The sequence below is a fragment of the Curtobacterium guangdongense genome (assembly GCF_049341845.1).
Taxonomy (GTDB): Bacteria; Actinomycetota; Actinomycetes; order Actinomycetales; family Microbacteriaceae; genus Curtobacterium; species Curtobacterium guangdongense.
The window spans coordinates 1-20065 of sequence record NZ_JBMPIT010000018.1 but is presented as its reverse complement, the minus strand read 5'-3'; the positions used below and the strand labels follow the sequence as shown (position 1 = coordinate 20065).

Annotated in this window: 16 protein-coding genes; all 16 read left to right on the top strand. The window is 70.8% G+C overall.

Annotated elements, in window-relative coordinates:
* The first annotated feature begins 11 nt into the window (after positions 1–11).
* The 16 genes from ACO0E1_RS18335 (at position 12) to mfd (ending at position 19987) form a co-directional block, all read left to right on the top strand.
* Entirely contained in the window at positions 12–1352 is a 1341-nt protein-coding gene (locus ACO0E1_RS18335; RefSeq protein ID WP_422875481.1) for an ABC transporter substrate-binding protein, read from the top strand.
* A complete protein-coding gene (locus tag ACO0E1_RS18330) occupies positions 1352–2338 on the top strand; it encodes a carbohydrate ABC transporter permease (protein ID WP_422875480.1) in 987 nt (328 codons plus the stop codon). Before ACO0E1_RS18335 ends, ACO0E1_RS18330 begins: the two co-directional genes overlap by 1 nt.
* Complete coding sequence (locus ACO0E1_RS18325; protein ID WP_422875479.1) at positions 2335–3285, top strand: carbohydrate ABC transporter permease; 951 nt, start codon at positions 2335–2337, stop codon at positions 3283–3285. The genes ACO0E1_RS18330 and ACO0E1_RS18325 overlap by 4 nt, the downstream gene beginning before the upstream one ends.
* An 80-nt stretch (positions 3286–3365) precedes the next feature.
* On the top strand, positions 3366–4217 hold the full coding sequence (locus tag ACO0E1_RS18320) for a sugar phosphate isomerase/epimerase family protein (RefSeq protein WP_422875478.1): 852 nt from the start codon (positions 3366–3368) through the stop codon (positions 4215–4217).
* Entirely contained in the window at positions 4214–5398 is a 1185-nt protein-coding gene (locus tag ACO0E1_RS18315; RefSeq protein ID WP_422875477.1) for a Gfo/Idh/MocA family protein, read from the top strand. Before ACO0E1_RS18320 ends, ACO0E1_RS18315 begins: the two co-directional genes overlap by 4 nt.
* Positions 5395–6282, top strand: a complete 888-nt coding sequence (locus ACO0E1_RS18310) for a sugar phosphate isomerase/epimerase family protein (RefSeq protein ID WP_422875476.1) — start codon at positions 5395–5397, stop codon at positions 6280–6282. The genes ACO0E1_RS18315 and ACO0E1_RS18310 overlap by 4 nt, the downstream gene beginning before the upstream one ends.
* Entirely contained in the window at positions 6279–7565 is a 1287-nt protein-coding gene (locus ACO0E1_RS18305; RefSeq protein ID WP_422875475.1) for a mannitol dehydrogenase family protein, read from the top strand. The genes ACO0E1_RS18310 and ACO0E1_RS18305 overlap by 4 nt, the downstream gene beginning before the upstream one ends.
* A complete protein-coding gene (gene manD, locus ACO0E1_RS18300; RefSeq protein WP_422875474.1) occupies positions 7562–8905 on the top strand; it encodes a D-mannonate dehydratase ManD in 1344 nt (447 codons plus the stop codon). The genes ACO0E1_RS18305 and manD overlap by 4 nt, the downstream gene beginning before the upstream one ends.
* 41 nt (positions 8906–8946) lie before the next feature.
* Positions 8947–9846 carry a hypothetical protein gene (locus tag ACO0E1_RS18295; RefSeq protein ID WP_422875473.1) on the top strand — a complete coding sequence of 300 codons (900 nt, stop codon included), beginning with the start codon at positions 8947–8949 and terminating at the stop codon, positions 9844–9846.
* 104 nt (positions 9847–9950) lie between these two features.
* Positions 9951–11180 carry a sensor histidine kinase gene (locus ACO0E1_RS18290; protein WP_422875472.1) on the top strand — a complete coding sequence of 410 codons (1230 nt, stop codon included), beginning with the start codon at positions 9951–9953 and terminating at the stop codon, positions 11178–11180.
* Positions 11177–11830, top strand: a complete 654-nt coding sequence (locus ACO0E1_RS18285; RefSeq protein WP_422875471.1) for a response regulator transcription factor — start codon at positions 11177–11179, stop codon at positions 11828–11830. Before ACO0E1_RS18290 ends, ACO0E1_RS18285 begins: the two co-directional genes overlap by 4 nt.
* Before the next feature lie 8 nt (positions 11831–11838).
* The gene (locus ACO0E1_RS18280; RefSeq protein WP_422875470.1) at positions 11839–12801 is read left to right on the top strand and encodes a hypothetical protein; all 963 of its coding nucleotides are present in this window, start codon (positions 11839–11841) and stop codon (positions 12799–12801) included.
* A 491-nt stretch (positions 12802–13292) separates the two neighbouring features.
* Positions 13293–14690 (top strand): RbtT/DalT/CsbX family MFS transporter, encoded by a 1398-nt coding sequence (locus ACO0E1_RS18275; protein ID WP_422875469.1) that lies wholly within the window; start codon positions 13293–13295, stop codon positions 14688–14690.
* Between the two features lie 389 nt (positions 14691–15079).
* Complete coding sequence (locus ACO0E1_RS18270; protein ID WP_422875468.1) at positions 15080–15712, top strand: 50S ribosomal protein L25/general stress protein Ctc; 633 nt, start codon at positions 15080–15082, stop codon at positions 15710–15712.
* 28 nt (positions 15713–15740) lie between these two features.
* Positions 15741–16325 carry an aminoacyl-tRNA hydrolase gene (gene pth / locus ACO0E1_RS18265; RefSeq protein WP_422875467.1) on the top strand — a complete coding sequence of 195 codons (585 nt, stop codon included), beginning with the start codon at positions 15741–15743 and terminating at the stop codon, positions 16323–16325.
* Between the two features lie 68 nt (positions 16326–16393).
* Positions 16394–19987 (top strand): transcription-repair coupling factor, encoded by a 3594-nt coding sequence (mfd, locus tag ACO0E1_RS18260; protein ID WP_422875466.1) that lies wholly within the window; start codon positions 16394–16396, stop codon positions 19985–19987.
* The last annotated feature ends 78 nt before the right edge of the window (positions 19988–20065 follow it).

Genomic DNA, 20065 nt, shown 5'->3' with positions numbered 1-20065 from the left:
AGGAAACCCCCATGAAGCGACGGACCCTGATCGGTTCCGCGGTCGTGGTCGCCCTCGCCGCACTGTCCCTGCAGGGGTGTGCGGTCGTGAACGGCAGCGGCGACGACCCGAACACCCTCCGCGTGATGATGGGCGCGGACACCACCTACCCCAAGGAACGCAAGCAGTGGCAGCAGGACACCGCCGCCGAGTTCAAGCGGACGACGGGCGCGGACATCCAATGGGAGACGTACTCCTCCGCGCAAGAGGAACTGACCGCGATCCAGACGAGCGTCATCTCCGGCCAGGGGCCCGACGTGTACGCCATCGGCACGACGTTCACCCCCACCGCCTACGCCACCGGCGCGTTCGTCGAGATGGGCGAGAAGCAGTGGGACGCCGTCGGCGGCAAGGACCGGTTCGACCCGGCGTCCCTCGGCATCTCCGGGCCGAGCGCCTCGAAGCAGATCGGCATCCCGCTCGCCAGCCGCCCGTTCGTGATGGCCGTCAACAAGGACCTCCTCGCGCAGGCGGGCATCACCGAGATGCCCACCACCTGGGACCAGCTCACCGAGGACGCCAAGGCCACCACCGGTGACGGGCACTACGGCATGGCGGTCGCCTACGCGGACGGCTTCGACCCGTGGAAGTTCGTCTGGGGGATGGCCCAGAACGCCGGCAACACGATCGTCGACGGACAGAAGGCCGAGATCGACACGAAGGCCGTGCAGGACGCCTACCGCACCTACTTCGACTGGGTGACGAAGGACGGCGTCGTCGACAAGGCCGGGATCGGCTGGAACAACGCCCAGGCCCTCGCGCAGTTCGCCGACGGCAAGGCCGCGTTCTTCCCGATGACCACGACGACCGCGATCAACTCGTTCACGAACACGAAGGTCGACGGCAAGTACGAGTTCGCGCTGCTGCCGACCGTGCCGCCGGGAGCGACCGAGCGTCCCGCCGACGGGATCGACGCCGCGAGCATCCTTTCCGGCGACAACTTCGTCGTCGCCGACTACGGGAAGAAGCAGGACCTGTCGTTCCAGTTCGTCAAGCAGACGACCTCGAAGCAGGCCCAGCTCGAGTACTACAAGCTGTTCGGCCAGCTGCCGACGAACGCCGCCGCCGCGGCCGAGCTCGCCGCGCAGGAACCCACCCTGAAACCCATCATCGACGCCGGGAAGCTCTCGAAGCCCACCGCCTTCACCGGCGCGTGGTCGGACATCCAGCTGTCGCTCGTCGACGTCGTCGTGCAGTCCATCCCGTCGCTGAAGAGCGGCGAGGTCACCGACGACCAGCTCCGGAAGCGCCTGCAGGACGCGCAGAAGGACGCCCAGTCCACGTTGAACCGTCAGAAGAACGGAGGTCTGTGATGACCGCCACACAGACCAGGCCGCCCGCGGCGACGGACCGACCGGTCCGCCCGCACGGCAAGACGCCGCTGTACAAGAAGGAACGTCCGCTCTGGATGCTCCTCCCCGGCGGCGTCCTCATGCTCGCCGTCATCGTGGTGCCGCTCCTGGTGGGCGTCTTCATCGCGATGCTCGACCTCGACCAGTACACGCTCCGCCAGTGGTTCAGCGCCCCGTTCGTCGGGTTCGCGAACTTCGCCGAGGCGATCACCGACTCGCCGCTCCTGCACTCGATCTGGATCTCGGCGTCCCTGGCGGTGCTCGTCACCGCGGTGACCGTGCCGATCGGGGTCGCGGCGGCGATCTCCACGCAGAACCGGTTCCCCGGCCGTGGACTCGTCCGCTCGATCTACCTGATCCCGTACGTGCTCCCCGCGTTCGTCGTCGGCACCTTCTTCCGGACCATGCTGCAGCCGCAGGGCGTCGTGAACGCGATCTTCCACACCGACGTCCTCTGGCTCAACGGATCGGCGTCCTACTGGGCGCTCGCCGCGGTCATGGTCTGGACGTCGTGGCCGTTCGTGTACCTGCTCAGCCTGGCGGGCCTCCAGGCAGTGGACCTCGAGGTCCACGAAGCCGCGTCGCTCGACGGGGCGACCTGGTGGATCAAGCTGCGCTACGTGATCTTCCCGTACCTGCGGGGGCCGCTCAGCCTGGCCGTGATCATCGCGATCCTGCACAACATCAACAACTTCACGTTGCCGTTCGTCCTGTTCGGCATCCCGCTGCCCTCGAGCGTCGAGGTCATGCCGGTCCTGACGTACATCGCGAGCTTCCAGTCGTTCCGCTTCGGGCTCTCCGCGGCGATGGCGATCTGCTCGCTGGTGATCGTCGCCATCCCGCTGTTCGTCTACCTGCGTGCGGTCCAGCTCGACACCGGCGACGACGCCCGCCCCAGCCGCAAGCAGCGCAGGCTGCAGCGCCAGCAGACAGGAGCAGCAGCATGAGCGCGTTCACGTCCAGCCGGACCCGCCCCACCGCGACGCTCACCGAGAGCATCACCTCGCAGGGCGGCGCGAAGCGCCACAAGCGTCCGTACGACACCGACGTCACGCGGCTGCTCCCACGGTGGCTCTTGATCACCGTGATCGCCGTCATCATCGCCTTCATCGCCGTCCCGGTCCTCTACATCGTGTTCGGGTCGGTGAACTCGGACGTCGCGGTCGCTCGCGGCGAGTACTTCCCGACCGAGTTCACCCTGGCGAACTACGTCAACATCTGGTCGACGGTCGCCCTCGGCACCGGGCTGCTCAACAGCATCCTGACCGCAGGGGCCGTCGCCGTCGCGAGTGCCGCGCTCGCGGTCTCCACCGCCTACGTGCTCGTCCGGTTCCGGTTCCTCGGCCGCCTGACGTTCCTCCGCGGCCTGCTCGCGCTGCAGTCGATCCCGGGCACGCTCCTGCTCCTGCCGGTGTTCGTGGTGTTCTCGAACATCGCGAGCGCCACGGGTGTGCAGATCATCGGCACGCGGTGGGGTTTGTTCGTCACGTACCTGACGTTCGCGCTGCCGTTCTCGACGTGGGTGATGGTGACGTACCTCCGCGGGCTGCCGAAGGAGCTCGAGGAAGCCGCCCGGATCGACGGTGCCTCGTCGACGAAGATCCTCACGAAGATCGTCTTGCCGCTGTCGTGGCCCGGCATCGTCGTGTCCGCGATCTTCGCCTTCCTGCTCGGCTGGAACGACGTCCTGTTCTCCACGATCATGACGACCCCGAACACCCGCACCGTCGCCGTCGTGCTGCAGGTGCTCGGCACCGCGCAAGAGGGCGGCGCCGTCCCGATCTACGGCCAGATGATGGCCGCCTCGATCGTGTGCGCCGCTCCCGTGGTCGCGCTCTACCTCATCTTCCAGCGCTACCTCGTCGGCGGTCTGACCGCCGGCAGTGTGAAGTAGCGCGAGTTGTCCACAGATCGGACTGGAGGCCCGGCGCGCGTCCGCCCCGTCGGTCACCCTGGTCACATGAAGGGAACGAAATGACCCAGCCCACGTCTGCACAGCCCAGTTGGGAACTCAGCGGCTTCGGCGACGAGATCGACGCCGACCCCGCGATCCAGGTCGCTGTCCTCCAGGCGCTCGGTGCGAGCGCGATCGAGGTCCGTAGCGCGTGGGGGGTGAACGTCGTCGACCTCGACGAGGACCAGCTCGCCGGGCTGCACCGCCTGTTCGAGGAGCGTGGGCAGACCGTCTCCGCGATCGCCTCGCCGATCGGCAAGGTGTCCGTCGACGAGCCCGTCGAGCACGAGGTCGAGCGGCTCGGTCGCGCGATCCGCGCTGCCCACGCGCTCGGCACGAAGTACATCCGGATCTTCTCCTTCTACTACGAGGGCCGGACCGCCGAGAGCGTCCGCGACGCCGTGCTGACCCGGATGCGGGCGCTCGCCGACCTCGCCGAGCGCGAAGGGGTCGTGCTCCTCCACGAGAACGAGAAGGACATCTACGGCGACGTCCCGTCGCGCGTGCTCGACATCGTCGAGAGCGTCGGGTCGCCGGCGCTCCGCCTGGCCTGGGACAACGCGAACTACGTGCAGTGCGGCGTCAAGCCCTTCACCGACGGCTGGGCGCAGCTCGCGCCGTACGTCGACTACCTGCAGGTCAAGGACGCCGTCGCCGCCGACTCCTCGGTGGTGCCGGCCGGGGACGGCGACGGGGAACTCCTCGAGACCCTGACCGCTCTGCGCGACGCCGGGTACACCGGGTACGCGTCCCTCGAACCGCACCTCAGCGACTTCACCTCCCTCGGCGGGTTCTCCGGGCCCGCCGCGTTCGGCCGCGCCGGACGAGCCCTCCGGAAGCTCACCGACCAGATCGGAGTCACCCTGCGATGACCACCCCACTGAAGCTGGCAGTCGTCGGCGCCGGCGTCATCGGACGACACCACGCCCGAGTCGCCCTCGCGAACCCGGACCTCGACGTCGTCGCCCTCGTCGACGCGATCCCGGCGGCGGCCACCAGTGCCGCCGACGAGATCGAGGCATCGGGAGCGCCACGCCCGCTCACCACCGAGACCATCGAGGAAGCGATCGCCCAGACCGACATCGACGTCGTCGCGATCTGCTCCCCGTCTGGCATGCACGTCGCGCTCGCCGAGGCCGCGCTGTCGAAGGGCAAGCACGTCGTCATCGAGAAGCCCCTCGACACGACGATGCCCCGTGCCCGTGAGATCGCCCGCCTGGCCGCTGATGCGAAGGAGCGCGGGCTCGTCGTCAGCGTCATCAGCCAGCACCGGTTCGACCCGGCATCGCAGGCCGTCGCGACCGCGGCGCACGGCGGCGGATTCGGTCGCGTGACGTCCGGCGTGGCGAGCGTCGCCTGGTACCGGTCGCAGGGCTACTACGACTCCGGTGACTGGCGCGGCACCTGGGAGCTCGACGGCGGCGGCGCGGTGATGAACCAGGGCGTGCACACCGTGGACCTCCTCGTGTGGACGCTCGGTCGCCCGGTGGAGATCTCCGCCCAGGTCGGCCTGCTCGCACACGACCGGATCGAGGTCGAGGACACCGCGGTCGCCACCGTGCGCTTCGACAACGGTGCCCTCGGGGTCATCCACTGCACCACGGCGGCGTACCCGGGCCTCTCCGCCCGCTACGCGATCTACGGCACGCACGGGTCCGCCATCGTCGACGACGACCGGCTGGCGTACTTCCACGTCGCGCCGGACGCCGCGACGCTCGAGTCGGCGTCCACCACGGCGAACGCCACCGCCGTCGCCGATGCAGTCGACCAGAAGTCCGAGATCGTCGCACCCGAGCACGTGGTCGGCGGTCCGCAAGAGTCCGAGCACTTCCTCGCCGGGCACGGTCGGCAGTATGCGGACATCGTCGCGGCCATCCGTGACGGCCGCGAGCCCGGCGTGACGGTCGACGCCGCGCTGGTGTCGCTCGCCACCGTCCGTGGGCTGTACGTCAGCGCGACGCTGGGCCAGCCGGTGCGGATCGACGACGTGATCGACGGCAAGTACGACCACGTCGTCCCGGTCGTCGCAGCAACCGAAGGAGCCACCCGATGAAGTTCTCCGTGTTCACCGCATCGACCCCGGACTGGACACCGTCCCAGGCGGCGGAGACCCTCGCGGCGCAGGGCTGGGACGGCATCGAGTGGCGCATCGTCGACGACCGTCCCGCCGAGGGCACCACCGTGCCGGACGGCCGCTCGTTCTGGGCCGGCAACAAGTCCACGTGGCAGTTCACCGGCATCCAGGACCAGGTCGGCGAGATCGCTCGCATCACCGACCAGGCCGGGCTCGAGTACTCGGGCATCGGCGGCTACCAGCAGGCCTCGAACCGCGACGGCGTCGAGACGATGCTCCGCGTCACGAGCGAGCTCGGCGCGCGGCAGGTCCGCGTCAGCATGCCGATGTACCGGCAGGAGAAGGAGCGAACGGGGGAGACCTACCCGCAGGTCTTCGACCGGACCCGCGCCGATCTGGAGTGGGCCGTGTCCCGCGCGACCGAGCTCGGTGTGAAGGCGCTCGTCGAACTGCACCACATGACGATCACCCCGTCGGCGTCGGCAGCCCTCCGGCTCGTCGACGGCCTCGACCCCGAACACGTCGGGGTCATCCACGACCTCGGGAACCTCGTCATCGAGGGCTACGAGGACCACCTCGCCGCGTTCGAGCTCCTCGGTCCCTACCTCGCGCACGTGCACGTCAAGAACGCCCGCTGGGTCGACACCGGGGACACCCGCGCCGACGGCAGCTCGATCTGGCAGAACGAGTGGGCGCCCCTGCGGACCGGGCAGGCGTCGGTGTCGGACTACTTCGACGCCCTCACCACCCACGGCTACGACGGCTGGGTCACCATCGAGGACTTCTCGACCGACCTGCCCCTCGAGACCCGCACGGCCGACAACCTCGCCTACCTCCGTTCGCTGGCCCCGGTGTCGGCATGACCGACCGCCGGGCCGGCGCTGTGCACACCGGGATCGTGCACGTCGGGGTGGGGGCGTTCGCGCGGGCACACGTCGCCTGGTACACCCAGCGGGCGGACGGTGCGGCGTGGGGGATCACGGCGTTCACCGGCCGATCGCCCGACGTCGCCGATGCGCTGACCGCGCAGGACTGCCGGTACACGCTCGTCACCCGGGCGGCGGACGGTGACACCGCATCGGTGGTCGACACCATCGTCGCCGCACACCCGGGCAGCGACGACGCGGCGTTCCGCGTCGCGATCGCCTCGCCGGAGACGACGCTCGTCACGTTGACGGTCACGGAGAACGGCTACCGGGCGGGGTCCGACGTCCCGGCCCGTCTCGTCGCCGGTCTCGACGCCCGTCGGGCAGCCGGTGCCGGTCGCATCGCGCTGATGAGCCTCGACAACCTGACGCACAACGGCTCGGTGCTCCGGGACGCGGTCCTCGGTGCCGTGGACGACGACGGCCTCCGCGACTGGATCGGCGAGCACGTGACGTTCCCGAGCTCGATGGTGGACCGGATCACCCCGGCCACGACCGACGCGGACGTCGAGGGGCTCGCGGAGCTCGACGGGGCCCTGCCGGGTGACCGCGTGCCCGTCATCACCGAGCCGTTCGCGGAGTGGGTGGTCGAGGACCGCTTCGACGGGATCGACCGTCCCGCGTGGGAGACCGCCGGGGCGCGCGTCGTGGACGACGTCACCCCGTACGAGCAGCGGAAGCTCTGGTTGCTCAACGGCTCGCACTCCCTGCTCGCCTACCTCGGCCTGCAGCTCGGGCACGAGACCGTCGCCGACGCGATGGACGATCCCACCTGCCGTGCCGCCGTCGAGCAGCTCTGGGACGAGGCCGCGCTGGAGCTCCCGCTCCCGGCCGCCGAGATCGCCGACGCACGCTCGGCGCTCGTCGACCGGTTCGCCAACCCCCGGATCCGGCACACGCTGTCGCAGATCGCGTCCGCCGGCTCCGAGAAGCTCCCGGTCCGGGTGGTCGACGTGCTCCGGCACCGCCTCACCCGTGACCCGTCGGCCGGCATCGGCCCCGGCGCCGCGACGCTGATCGCCGCATGGTGGTTGCACGTCACCACGCAGCCGGAGCTCGTGAACGACCCGGGCGCTCCCGGTGCAGGCTCGGACGTGCACGACGTCCTCGCCGTGATCGCCCCCGACCTCGACACCACCCCCGTCGTCGCCGCGGTGACCGCCGCTGCCGACCGCATCCGCGCGGCCAGTGCCCGCGCAACCGAAGGAGTACCAGCATGACCACGACCGACCCCGCGACGCCCGTCCCAGGCGCGACGGACGACCGAACCGCCGGCGCCACCGCAGGGCGCCCGGACACCTGGGCATCGGCCGACCGTGGCCAGCTCATCGAGCAGGCGGAGGTCATCGTCACGAGCCCTGATCGGAACTTCGTGACGTTGAAGATCACGACCGCGGACGGTGTGACCGGTCTCGGTGACGCGACGCTGAACGGTCGTGAGCTGGCCGTGTCCGCGTACCTGGCCGAGCACGTCGTGCCGCTGCTGATCGGCCGGGATGCCAGCCGCATCGAGGACGCCTGGCAGTTCCTCTACCGGTCCTCGTACTGGCGCCGCGGCCCGGTCACGATGGCCGCGATCGCGTCGGTCGACATGGCGCTGTGGGACATCAAGGCCAAGGTCGCCGGGATGCCGCTCTACCAGCTGCTGGGCGGTGCTTCCCGGACCGGGCTGATGGCCTACGGGCACGCCTCCGGCAAGGAGCTCCCCGAGCTGTTCGACTCGATCCGGGAACACCAGGAAGAGGGCTACCGCTCGATCCGCGTGCAGACCGGTGTCCCCGGGCTGGAGTCGATCTACGGCATCGCCTCGAACAAGACCACCGAGGGCAACGCGGGCGTCCGCTACGACTTCGAACCCGCCCAGCGCGGGGCGTTCCCCGCGATGGAGGACTGGGACACCCGGGCGTACCTCCGGCACGTGCCGACCGTGTTCGAAGCCGTCCGGAACGAGTTCGGTCCGGAACTGCCGCTGCTGCACGACGGGCACCACCGGATGACGCCGCTGCAGGCCGCAAAGCTCGGCAAGTCGCTGGAGCCCTACGACTTGTTCTGGCTCGAGGACTGCACCCCGGCCGAGAACCAGGAATCCCTGAAGCTCGTGCGGCAGCACACCACCACGCCGCTGGCGATCGGTGAGGTGTTCAACACGATCTGGGACTTCAAGGACATCATCCGCGACCAGCTCATCGACTACGTCCGCGGTGCCGTGACGCACATGGGCGGGGTGACGCCGTTGAAGAAGACGATGGACTACGCGGCGATGTACCAGATCAAGTCCGGGTTCCACGGGCCGACCGACATCTCCCCGGTCGGCCTCGCGGCGCAGATGCACCTCGGGATGGCGATCCACAACTTCGGCATCCAGGAGTACATGCAGCACGGCCCCAAGACGAACCAGGTCTTCCAGCAGACCTTCACGTTCACCGACGGGTACCTCCACCCCGGCGACGAACCCGGGCTCGGGGTCTCGCTCGACGTGGACGAGGCGGGCAAGTACCCCTACGAGCAGGCCTACCTGCCCTTCAACCGCCTCGCCGACGGCACCGTCCACGACTGGTGAGCGGGCACTGAGCGCGGGAGTGCACGGGTAGCCTCCGGGGCGTGGACATCGACACGCTCGCGGAGGCTGCCCGTGACCTCCTCCGGAGCGCGCCCGCGGACTTCGTCGCCGAGCGCACCGCACGGCAGCGGAGCGCCCGGAAGGACGACCGCGACCTCGCGGCGGCGATCGGGAAGCTCCGGAAGCCCGCGCCGGCCGCATGGGTGGTCGACCTCCTGGCGCAGGACGGGGCCCTCGACGAAGCGGTCGACCTCGGGCCGGTCATCCGCGACGCGCAGGCGGGCGCCGACCCGAAGGAGATCGCCGCGCTCCGCCGTCAGCGCTCGAGCGTCGTCGGAGCCCTTGCGCAGGCCGGCGCGGCACTCGCCGAGGACGCCGGGCACCCGGTCACCGCCGCCGTGCTCGACCAGGTCCGCGCGACGATCGAGGCGGCCATGGTCGACCCGCACGCGGGGGCCGCGGTGCGGTCGGGGCTCCTCGTGCAGCCCCTCGAGAGCGCCGGGTTCGACGACGTCGACCTCGACGGCGCCATCGCCGTCCCGGACGCGGTGCCGGACGCCTGGTCCGGCAGCGATGCCCCACCCATCCCCATCGACGAGGCGAGGCGCGCGCGGAAGGTGAGCCGAGCCTCCAGACCGGAACCGGAACCGGAACCGGAACCGCAACCGAAGCGCGATCCCGCAGCCGACCGCCGGGCGGCCCGCCAGGCCGAGACGACCGCGCGGACGGAGTCCCGCGATGCCGACGCCGCACTCGACAGCGCCGAGCGCGAGCTCGAAGCCGCCGATGAGCGCCGGGCTGAGCTCCAGCGCGACCTCGAGCGGGCGACGGCGGAGATCGAGCGTCTCGAGCACGCCCGCGACGAGGCCGAGGCCGCGAGCGACCGAGCGCGGGAGCTCCTCGCGGCCGCGCAGCAGCACCGCCGCGACCTCGGACGCTGACCGAGTCGCAGCCGGACACCGTGGCGCCCGCGGGCTCATCACCTCGGATGAAAAGCACCGCGGCGGCTCGCTGACCGCTGGTGGGCCGCCATACGCTCGGCGTCATGACCTCCACCATCCGCCGGTTCCGGCACCTCGTGGCACCCGCTGCCGGTGCCGTGTACCTCGTGCTCTGGATCGTCGCCGAGGCCGGGCGGTCGGGACTCGCCGACCACGTGATCGTCGTGTCGGCGTTCGCCGTGGCGATCGGCCTCGCCAACTGGATGCCCGCGACCGCCCTCGGGATGATCGTCGTCGTGCCCGTCCTGCAGGCGCTCCACCTGCTGCACCGGCCGACCGACACCACCTGGCCGGAGTACCTCGCGATCGCGATCGTCGTCGGGATCGTCGGCGCCGGACGGTCGGACCTGCTCCGCTACGTCGCGCTGCCGGTGATCGCCGTGGCGTCCGCCGCTGCCGCGTGGGCGATGGCCGTGCCGACGGAGGCGGACCCGGACGTGTGGGCGCTGTGGGTCGGAACCGCGGGCGGGACACGGTCGGACCTCGTCATGATCACGCTCGCGATCATCGGGGTGTGCGGTGTGGGGTGGGCCGTCGGCGTCGCGATCGGGGCCACCTGGCGCATCGGTCTGGCCCGGGTGCGGGTCGTCGAGGCGCAGCGGCAGACCGAGGTCACGACGACCGAACTCCGGGCGGAGCAGGAGCGTGCACGGATCGCTCGTGACGTGCACGACTCGTTGGCGCACTCGCTCGCGGTCGTGGTGTCGCAGGCGCAGGGTGCAGCCGCCATCGCGGTGCGGGACGAGCACGCCGCGCGGGCGCTGCGCGACATCGCCGAGGTGAGCCGGTCGGCGCTCGGGGACGTCCGCTCGCTCGTCGAGCGCATCCAAGGTGCCGGCGAGGACGCGCGCCACGGGCTCGAGGACGTGCCCGGGCTGGTCGCCGACATGCGGGAACTCGGCATGGACGCCGTGTTCGAGCAGCACGGTGAGCCGCGCCCGGTGCTCCCGGACGTCGAGGGGGCGGTGCACCGGATCGTGCAGGAAAGCCTGACCAACGTGCTCAAGCACCAGGGGCGGACGGCGTCCGCTCGGGTCGACCTCGACTGGCGCGGACCGGGTCTCGGCGTCGTCGTGACGTCGACCGGTGCGGCGCCGCTCGTCGAGCTGGACGGCTCCGGCTCCGGTGTCGAGGGCATGCGCGAACGTGCTCGTCTCGCCGACGGGTGGCTGCGTGCCGGGAGCGGCGACGCCGACCACGAGTGGGTCGTGACGGGATGGCTGCCGACGGTCACCGCCGTGGCACCTGCTGCTGACCTCGAGGCGGCACGATGACCGCCATCCGGGTCGCCGTCGTCGACGACCAGCGGCTCTTCGCCTCCGGCATGCGGATGCTCGTCGACGCGCAGGACGACATGACCTGCGTCGGGACGGCCGCCGACGGGGCCGAGGCGCTCGAACTCTGCGCCGCCGAACGCCCGGACGTCCTGCTGCTCGACCTCCGCATGCCCGTGATGAACGGCATCGAGACACTCGCACGCCTGGCGGAGAGCGACGACCGTCCGCGCGTCATCGCCCTCACGACGATCCGCCGCGACGACGCCGTCCTCGCCGCACTCCGCGCCGGTGCCGCCGCGTTCCTGACGAAGGACGCACTCCCCGACGTCGTGACCGCCACCATCCGGGACGTCCACGAGGGCCGACCGGCACCGACCGAGGCCGAGGCGCTCGACCTGCTCCGCGCGCAGGGGATCACCGTCGAGCCGAATCGCCGCGACGAGGTCCTCGACGCCCTGACCGCCCGCGAGCGCGAGGTCTTCCTCCTCGTCGCGAAGGGACTGAGCAACGCGGAGATCGCCGCGAGCGTGTTCCTCAGCGAGGCCACCGTGAAGACCCATGTCCGTTCCGTGCTGATGAAGCTCGGCCTCCGGAACCGCATCCAGGTGGTCATCACCGCACACGAACGCGGCCTCGTCCGCGCCTAGGGGGAACCATGCAGATCACCACCCGCGTCGCCAAGACCGGAACGCTCGCACTCGTCGTCGCGGGGCTCGCCACCGCCGTCGTGCACGGTCTGCCCGAGCCGGCGGACGTCGCGGTCGCTCCCACGGTCGAGCGCGACAGCGCCGCCTGGACGATGCCGCTCGACGCCTACGCGATGCCCGCGGACAGCAAGAGCAGCTACGCCGAGGACCTGCTCGCCGACCCGTGCCTCCGGAAGGCCGGCATCGACGACCCGCCGCCGTGGGCGACCGTCTCCGGGCTCCAGGCCGACAGCGACGCGTCCGACACCGATGCCCGCGGGAACCCGTCACCGGCCCTCGCGACCACGCGGCCGCTCACGGCGGCGGTCGCCGGCACGAGGGGGTACCACGGGCCGTCGACCGCCGGGGCGAACCGGCAGGGCATGACGGCGTGGGGGTTCGACGCGGACCGGAACGCCGCGTTCGCCGCACTGCCCGACGGTGTCGCCGCGCGGTGCTGGAACGTGGCACGGAAGACGCTCGGGAACACCGCGACCGGGCACGTGCAGGAGGCGTCGGCGCTGGCGAAGCGACTCACGCGCCTCGCCGCCCTCGACGCACGGCGGGACGCGGCGGTCGTCTCGGCCGCGGAGCGCTGGCGGACCTGCATGGAGCCGTCCGGGGTCCCTGACCTGCCGGCCGCTCCGGACGGGATGCCGACACCGTCGATGGGTGTCGGGCCGACGGGCGGGTCGGTGGAGACGGGCATCGGGTCCGTCGAGATCGCGGTCGCGAAGCGGGATGTCGCGTGCCAGACCTCGTCGGGCTACCGGAAGACGCTGTACGACGCCGAGTGGAACCGGCTGCTGCACGTCACCGCCTCCGACGCCGCCGTCCTCGCGGCGACGAAGCCGGACCAGCTCGCCGTCGACGCCCGCCTCGACCGGACGATCGAGCGGCTCGCGCCGAAGGCGCCGGCAGGCGTCGGCTGAGGAGCTCCGCGCGAGGGGCGCGGGGAGCTGCCATGGGGGGAGCGCCCCGCGCCCGGCGCGTGGACCACGGACGGGAGGCTCGGTGCGTCCCCGCCCCGCGCCTCCCGTCCGCCGTCCACGCGCGTTCCCACCCATCGCACCCGACCTGGGATGACGAATCGCGCGTAGGAGGCGGGAACGAACGACCTCCTACGCGCGAATCGACCTCCTACGCGCGAAACGGCCCCCGCGCACACCCCGCACCCCACATCGTTACCCAACAGTTGTCGTCTTTGACGAACGTCGTTGGAGCGGTCTAATGTCGGACACCATGCTTCGGGCCGGCGATGGTCCGCCGGGGCCGAGCCCCGGGTACAGGACTCGCATCATCGCCGACGAACCCGCCGCCCGCAGCCACAGCGCAGGCGTGGGGGATCGGCGCGCGGCGCACCCCGGAGACATGCCGCGATGCCGGGTCGAGCACTCCGGGGCCCCTTCAGGAGAGACGACGCATGTCGGACGTCAACCGTGACCGCAGCACCACGCTCACACCGCCCGGTGGAGTGACCGCTCCACAGAACGCTCCACACAACGCCGCACCACCGCACGCAGCGCGAACGCCCCGAGGGCCAGCGCGCGAAGGCCTCGTCGCCCGCCTCGGCATCCCGCACCAGCTCCGCTGGGGGTTCCTCGGCGTGCTCGTCTTCATGACGGGTGACGGCATCGAGTCGAACTTCATCTCCCCGCACATCGCCACGTCGCTCGGCTCCGGCGGGACCGACAGCGCCGCGATGGTCATCGGGATCTACGGCGTCGCGGTCCTCGTCGCGTCGTACTCCGCCGGCGTGCTCTCCGAACTCTGGGGGCCGCGTCGGGTGATGACGATCGGTGCGGCGATGTGGGTGGTCTTCCAGCTCACGTTCCTGGCCGCGCTGCCCACCGGGTCCGTCGGACTCATCGCCCTGACGTACTTCCTCCGCGGACTCGGCTTCCCGCTGTTCGCGTTCTCGTTCCTCTGCTGGGTGAACCACACCGTCGCCCGCGAGCGGAACGCCACCGCCGTCGGCTGGTTCTACGTCGTGTTCACCGGCGGCCTGCCGACGCTCGGGTCGCTCATCGCGATCGGCACCATCCCCGCGTTCGGCGGCGGCCAGCTCGGCGAGACCTGGTCGATGGCGCTCTCGCTGGTCTTCGTCGCGGTGGGCTGGGCGATCGTCCGGTTCGGCGTCCACGAGCGCACCGGCCTCGGTCGCATCGCCCCGCGCGAGCACTCCGCCGCCCGGGTCATCGCCAGCGGCATCGAGGTCTGCGTCAAGCGCCCGAAGGTCCTCCTCGCGGTGCTCATCCGCCTCGTGAACACCGCGCCGGAGTTCGGCATGTTCGTGATCATGCCGGCGATCATCGGCACCGAGCTCGGCTGGGGACAGTCCAAGTGGCTGACCATGACCGTGATCGTGTACGCGGGCAACATCCTGTTCAACGCGTTCTTCGGCGCGCTCGGCGACCGCATCGGGTGGATCCGGACGGTGAAGTGGTTCGGCATCGGCGCCTCGGCGATCGGCCTGCTCGCCTGGTGGTACGTCCCGCACCTGGTGCCGGCCGGCTCCGAGTGGGGCTTCTGGCTTGCGACCGCAGCCGGCACCGTGTTCGGCATCATGCTCGCCGGCTTCACGCCGATGGGTGCGATCGTCCCCGCCTTCGCGGGCGAGGAGCGCCGCGGCGCCGCGATGGCGATGTACGCCACCGCCGCGGGAGGCGCCACCTTCCTCGGCAACGCCGTCGTCAGCGTGGTGCTGCCGTGGGGCGGCGCCGGAGGCGTCGTCTGGACCTTCGTCGCGCTCTACGTGGCCGCGTTCGTGGTCCTCAGCTTCCTGAAGGTGCCGTCCGAGGCGGAGGCCGCCGGGCACTAGACCGGTCACGAGCCGGACGGGAGGCTCGGTGCGGCCCCGCCACGAGCCTCCCGTACGCCGCTCCGCACGTTCCCACCCATCGCACCCGCGGTAGGAAGCCGTTTCGCGCGTAGGAGGCCGGAAGATCCGGCCTCCTACGCGCGATTCGGCCTCCTACGCGCGATTCGACCTCCAGCCCCCGTCCACAGCCGTGGCGACACGCCCGGGTCGGTGCTGGTAGAGTTGCTGACGACTTCGGCGAGGGCCGCGCGTGCGCGGCCGTGATCGACGCGGTGGGAGACCCGGCCAAGCTCTGGGAGCGTTCCTCACGCGTGCACGCGTTCGAGTTGCAACACCACAGACCCCACGATGCCGGCACCCCGGTGTCGTCCACGAGACCAGGAGGCACCATGGCCGACTACACCAAGCTCGCAGCGGCAGTCCGCACCAAGTTCGGCAAGGGCGCTGCGCGCAAGATCCGTGCCAACGACCAGATCCCCGCGGTCGTCTACGGCCACGGCACCGAGCCGCAGCACATCACCCTCCCGGGCCACGAGACGATGCTGCTCGTCCGTCACGCCAACGCGATCGTCGACCTCGACATCGAGGGTGCTGCGCAGCTCGCCCTCGTCAAGGACGTCCAGCGTGACCCGGTGCGCCAGGTCATCGAGCACATCGACCTCGTGGTGATCCGCCGCGGCGAGAAGGTCACGGTCTCCGTGCCCGTCGTCGTCGAGGGCGAGTCCTTCTCCGGCACGATCCACGTCCAGGACGAGTCGACCCTGTCGCTCCTCGTCGAGGCGACCAACATCCCGGAGCACGTCGTCGTGGACGTCGAGGGCCTCGAGGACGGCGCGCAGATCCGTGCGTCCGAGATCGAGCTCCCGTCGGGCGCCGAGCTCGAGACCGAGGGCGAGACCCTCGTCGTCTCGATCGTCACCCCGCGTGGCACCGCCGACGACGACGCCGCGGACGAGGCAGCTGCCGAGGCCGGCGCCGAAGCCGGTGCCGAGGGCGGCTCCGAGCCGGTCGAGTCCGAGTAACACCCTTCGCGGACACCTGGTCGACGTCGTGACGGATCGCATCCTCGTCGTGGTCGGGCTCGGGAACCCCGGGCCCGGCTACGCGGGGAACCGTCACAACGTCGGCCAGATGGTCCTCGACGAACTCGCCTCCCGGATGGGTGCGACGTTCAAGAAGCACAAGACCCCGAACCAGGTCGCCGAGGGGCGCCTGGTGCCGGGTGGCCCCCGCCTGGTGCTCGCCAAGCCGGGGTCGTTCATGAACACCTCCGGCGGCCCCGTCTCGAGCGTGCTCGGGTTCTACAGCGCCACCCCGGCCGACCTCGTCGTCGTGCACGACGAGCTCGACCTTCCGTTCGACACCGTCCGCCTCAAGGGCAACGGCGGGCACGGCGGACACAACGGGCTCCGCGACATCATCAAGGCCACCGGCACGAACGAGTTCTCCCGGGTGCGCGTCGGCATCGGCCGCCCACCGGGTCGCCAGGACCCCGCCGACTACGTGCTGCGCGACTTCTCGCCGACCGAGAAGAAGACGCTGCCGAACCTGCTCGCCGACGCCGCGGACGCGGTCGAGGCGATCGCGGACCTCGGCCTCCTCGCCGCCCAGCAGCGGGTGCACGCACCCTCCTGATCCGCCTGGCTGTTCGCGGCCCGCGCACGCCGCGGTCCTTGTCGGACGTCGCCGGTACCATGTCCTGAGTGACGATCTCGGGCATCATCCCTGCGCTCTCGCGCGCCTCCGCGTTCGATCGCGTCCTCCGCGCCGCTCCTCGTGACGCCGACTTCTCCGTCGTCGACGGCCTGCGTGTGCCGCTCCTCGCCGCACTCATGGCCGAGCGAAAGGAGCCGCAGTGCGTCCTCGTGATCACCGCCACCGGACGTGAAGCCGAGGCGGTCCGCGGTGCCCTGACGAGCTACCTGCCGGACGCCCGCGTGTTGGAGTTCCCGGCGTGGGAGACCCTGCCGCACGAGCGCCTCTCCCCGAGCGCCCAGACCGTCGGCACCCGCATCGCCACGCTCCGTGCGCTGCAGCAGTGGCAGGACGCTCCGCCGGCCGAGCGCCAGCCGACCGTGGTGGTCGCGAGTGTCCGTGCGGCGCTCCAGCCGATCGCGAGCAACCTGACCTCGCTCGAACCCGTCGTGCTCCGGACCGATTCGCGCGGCAACGACCTCGCCGGCATCTCCGCGCAGCTCGTGGACCTCGCCTACGCCCGGGTCGACCTCGTCACCCGCCGTGGGGAGTTCGCCGTCCGCGGTGGGATCCTCGACGTCTTCCCGCCGACCGCCGACCACCCCGTGCGCGTCGACTTCTTCGGCGACGAGATCGAGGCGATCAAGGCCTTCTCGGTCGCCGACCAGCGCACCACCGAGGACGACCTCGGCTCCGTCGAGCTCACCGCGTCGCGCGAACTCCTGCTGAGCGAGGACGTCCGACAGCGCGCCCGCGAGATGCTGCACGAGTTCCCGAACCTGTCGCAGATGCTCGCCAAGGTGGCGGAGGGCATCCCGGTGGAGGGCATGGAGTCCCTCGCCCCGGCGCTCGTGGAACGACTCGTCCCCATGACGGACTACCTGCCCGCCGACGCGACCATCGCGGTCTTCTCGCCCGAGCGGGTGAGCGGGCGCGCGCACAGCCTGGCCGAGACGAACCAGGAGTTCCTCCAGGCCGCGTGGAGTGCCGCCGTCGCCGGGGCCCAGGCGCCGATCGACCTCGACGCGGGCAACTTCCTGACGGTCCCGCAACTCAAGCAGACCCGTGGGCAGCGCACCTGGTGGACGATCTCGCCGTTCGACAGCGGCGCTGACGAGCCCCTGAGCGACGCGGATGCGGCGGCAGAGGCAGGGGAGTACGTCCGCGTCCGCGCCGACGCCGTCCCGAGCTTCGCCGGCAGCGCCGACGGGGCGGTCGCACACGTCAAGGAACTCACCGACGACGGCTGGGCCGTGGTCGTCACCGCGCAGGGGCAGGGGCTCGTCGAGCGCGCCGTGCAGGTCCTCGCCGACGCCGGGGTCGCCGCCCGTGCCGAGGCCGTCACCGCGCCGCCGCAGCCCGGGGTCGCGATCGTCACGACCGCCGCGGTCGAGCACGGCTTCGCCATCCCGGATCCCCGGATCGCGGTGCTGTCGGAAGCCGAGTTCTACGGCCGCAGCGCACAGCAGGGTGCCCGCACGGTCCGGAAGCTCGCGAGCCGCCGGAAGAACGTCGTCGATCCGCTGCAGCTCAAGCCCGGCGACGTCGTCGTGCACGCCACGCACGGCATCGGCAAGTTCGTCGAACTCGTCTCGCGCGAGGTGTCGAGCGGCGGCCGCAACGCCGTGAAGACCCAGCGCGAGTACCTCGTGCTCGAGTACGCGCCGTCGAAGCGTGGGTTCCCGGGTGACAAGCTGTTCGTCCCGACCGACCAGCTCGACCAGCTGTCGCGCTACGTCGGCGGCGAATCCCCGACCCTGTCGAAGATGGGCGGCTCGGACTGGGCGTCGGCCAAGTCGAAGGCGCGCAAGGCCGTCCGTGACATCGCCGTCGACCTCGTGAAGCTCTACTCGGCGCGCATGGCGTCGAAGGGGCACGCGTTCGGCCCGGACACCCCGTGGCAGCGCGAGCTCGAAGAGGCCTTCCCGTTCGCCGAGACCGCCGATCAGCTCACCACGATCGACGAGATCAAGCGCGACATGGAGCGCCCGATCCCGATGGACCGGCTGCTGTCGGGTGACGTCGGCTACGGCAAGACCGAGGTGGCGATCCGTGCGGCGTTCAAGGCCGTGCAGGACGGCAAGCAGGTCGCGATGCTCGTCCCGACGACGCTGCTCGTCCGCCAGCACATGGAGACCTTCCAGGAGCGTTTCGCCGGGTTCCCGGTGCACCTCCGCGCCCTCAGCCGGTTCCAGACCGAGAAGGAGTCGAAGGAGACGCTGGCGGGGCTCGCCGACGGCACCGTCGACATCGTCATCGGCACGCACCGGATCCTGTCGCAGGGGGTGCAGTTCAAGGACGTCGGCCTGGTCATCATCGACGAGGAGCAGCGCTTCGGTGTCGAGCACAAGGACCAGCTGAAGAAGCTCAAGACCAACGTGGACGTCCTGGCGATGTCCGCGACGCCGATCCCGCGCTCGCTCGAGATGGCCGTCACCGGCATCCGGGAGATGTCGACGCTCGCCACCCCACCAGAGGACCGGCACCCGATCCTGACCTTCGTCGGCCCGCAGTCCGACCTGCAGGTCGCTGCGGCGATCCGGCGTGAGCTCCTCCGCGAGGGGCAGGTGTTCTACGTGCACAACCGGGTCAAGGACATCCAGTCGGTCGCGTCGCACCTCGCCGAGATCGTCCCGGACGCCCGCATCGCCGTCGCACACGGGCAGATGTCCGAGCAGACCCTTGAGCAGGTCATGGTCGACTTCTGGGAGCGTCGCTTCGACGTGCTCGTCTCGACGACCATCATCGAGACCGGGCTCGACATCGCGAACGCGAACACGCTCATCATCGACCGGGCCGACAAGTACGGCCTGTCGCAGCTGCACCAGCTCCGTGGCCGAGTCGGTCGTGGGCGGGAGCGCGGCTACGCGTACTTCCTCTACGACGCCGACAAGCCGCTGTCCGAGACCGCGCAGGACCGCCTCGAGACCATCGCGGCGAACAACGAGCTCGGCGCGGGCATGCAGGTCGCCATGAAGGACCTCGAGATCCGCGGCGCGGGCAACCTGCTTGGCGGAGAGCAGTCCGGCCACATCGCGGGCGTCGGGTTCGACCTGTACCTCCGCATGATCGGCGAAGCGGTGTCGCAGTTCCGCGGCGACGTCGCCGAGGGGCAGACCGAGCTCCGGCTCGAGATCCCCGTCGACGCGCACATCCCCGAGGACTACGTCGAGTCCGAGCGGCTCCGACTCGAGGCGTACCAGAAGCTCTCCGCCGCCTCGGCACCGACGTCGCAGCACGACTCGATCGACATGGTGCTCGACGAGCTCACCGACCGCTACGGCCAGCCCCCGCAGGCCGTGCAGACCCTGGTCGAGGTGTCCCGGCTCCGCCGCATGGCACAGCAGGTCGGGCTGTCCGACGTGGTCGTCATGGGATCGAACCTGCGCGTCGCGGGCAAGGAGCTCGCGGACTCGTCGCAGGTGCGGCTCAAGCGGATGTTCCCCGGCGCGAAGTGGTTCCCCCAGCAGAACGCGTCGAGCATCCCGATGCCGCGTCCGCACGGCGAGGCCCTCCCCGACGACGCGTTGATCCAGTGGGTCGAGAGCATCCTGACCGCCGTCTACGGCGCGACGGCGGCCGCCGAGGCGCCCGCCGCCTAGCTGTAGTTCCCTGGGACGTTGTGAACGGGTGACGTAGAAGAAGACCTCCGGGACGATGTGGGTTACCACACCAACACG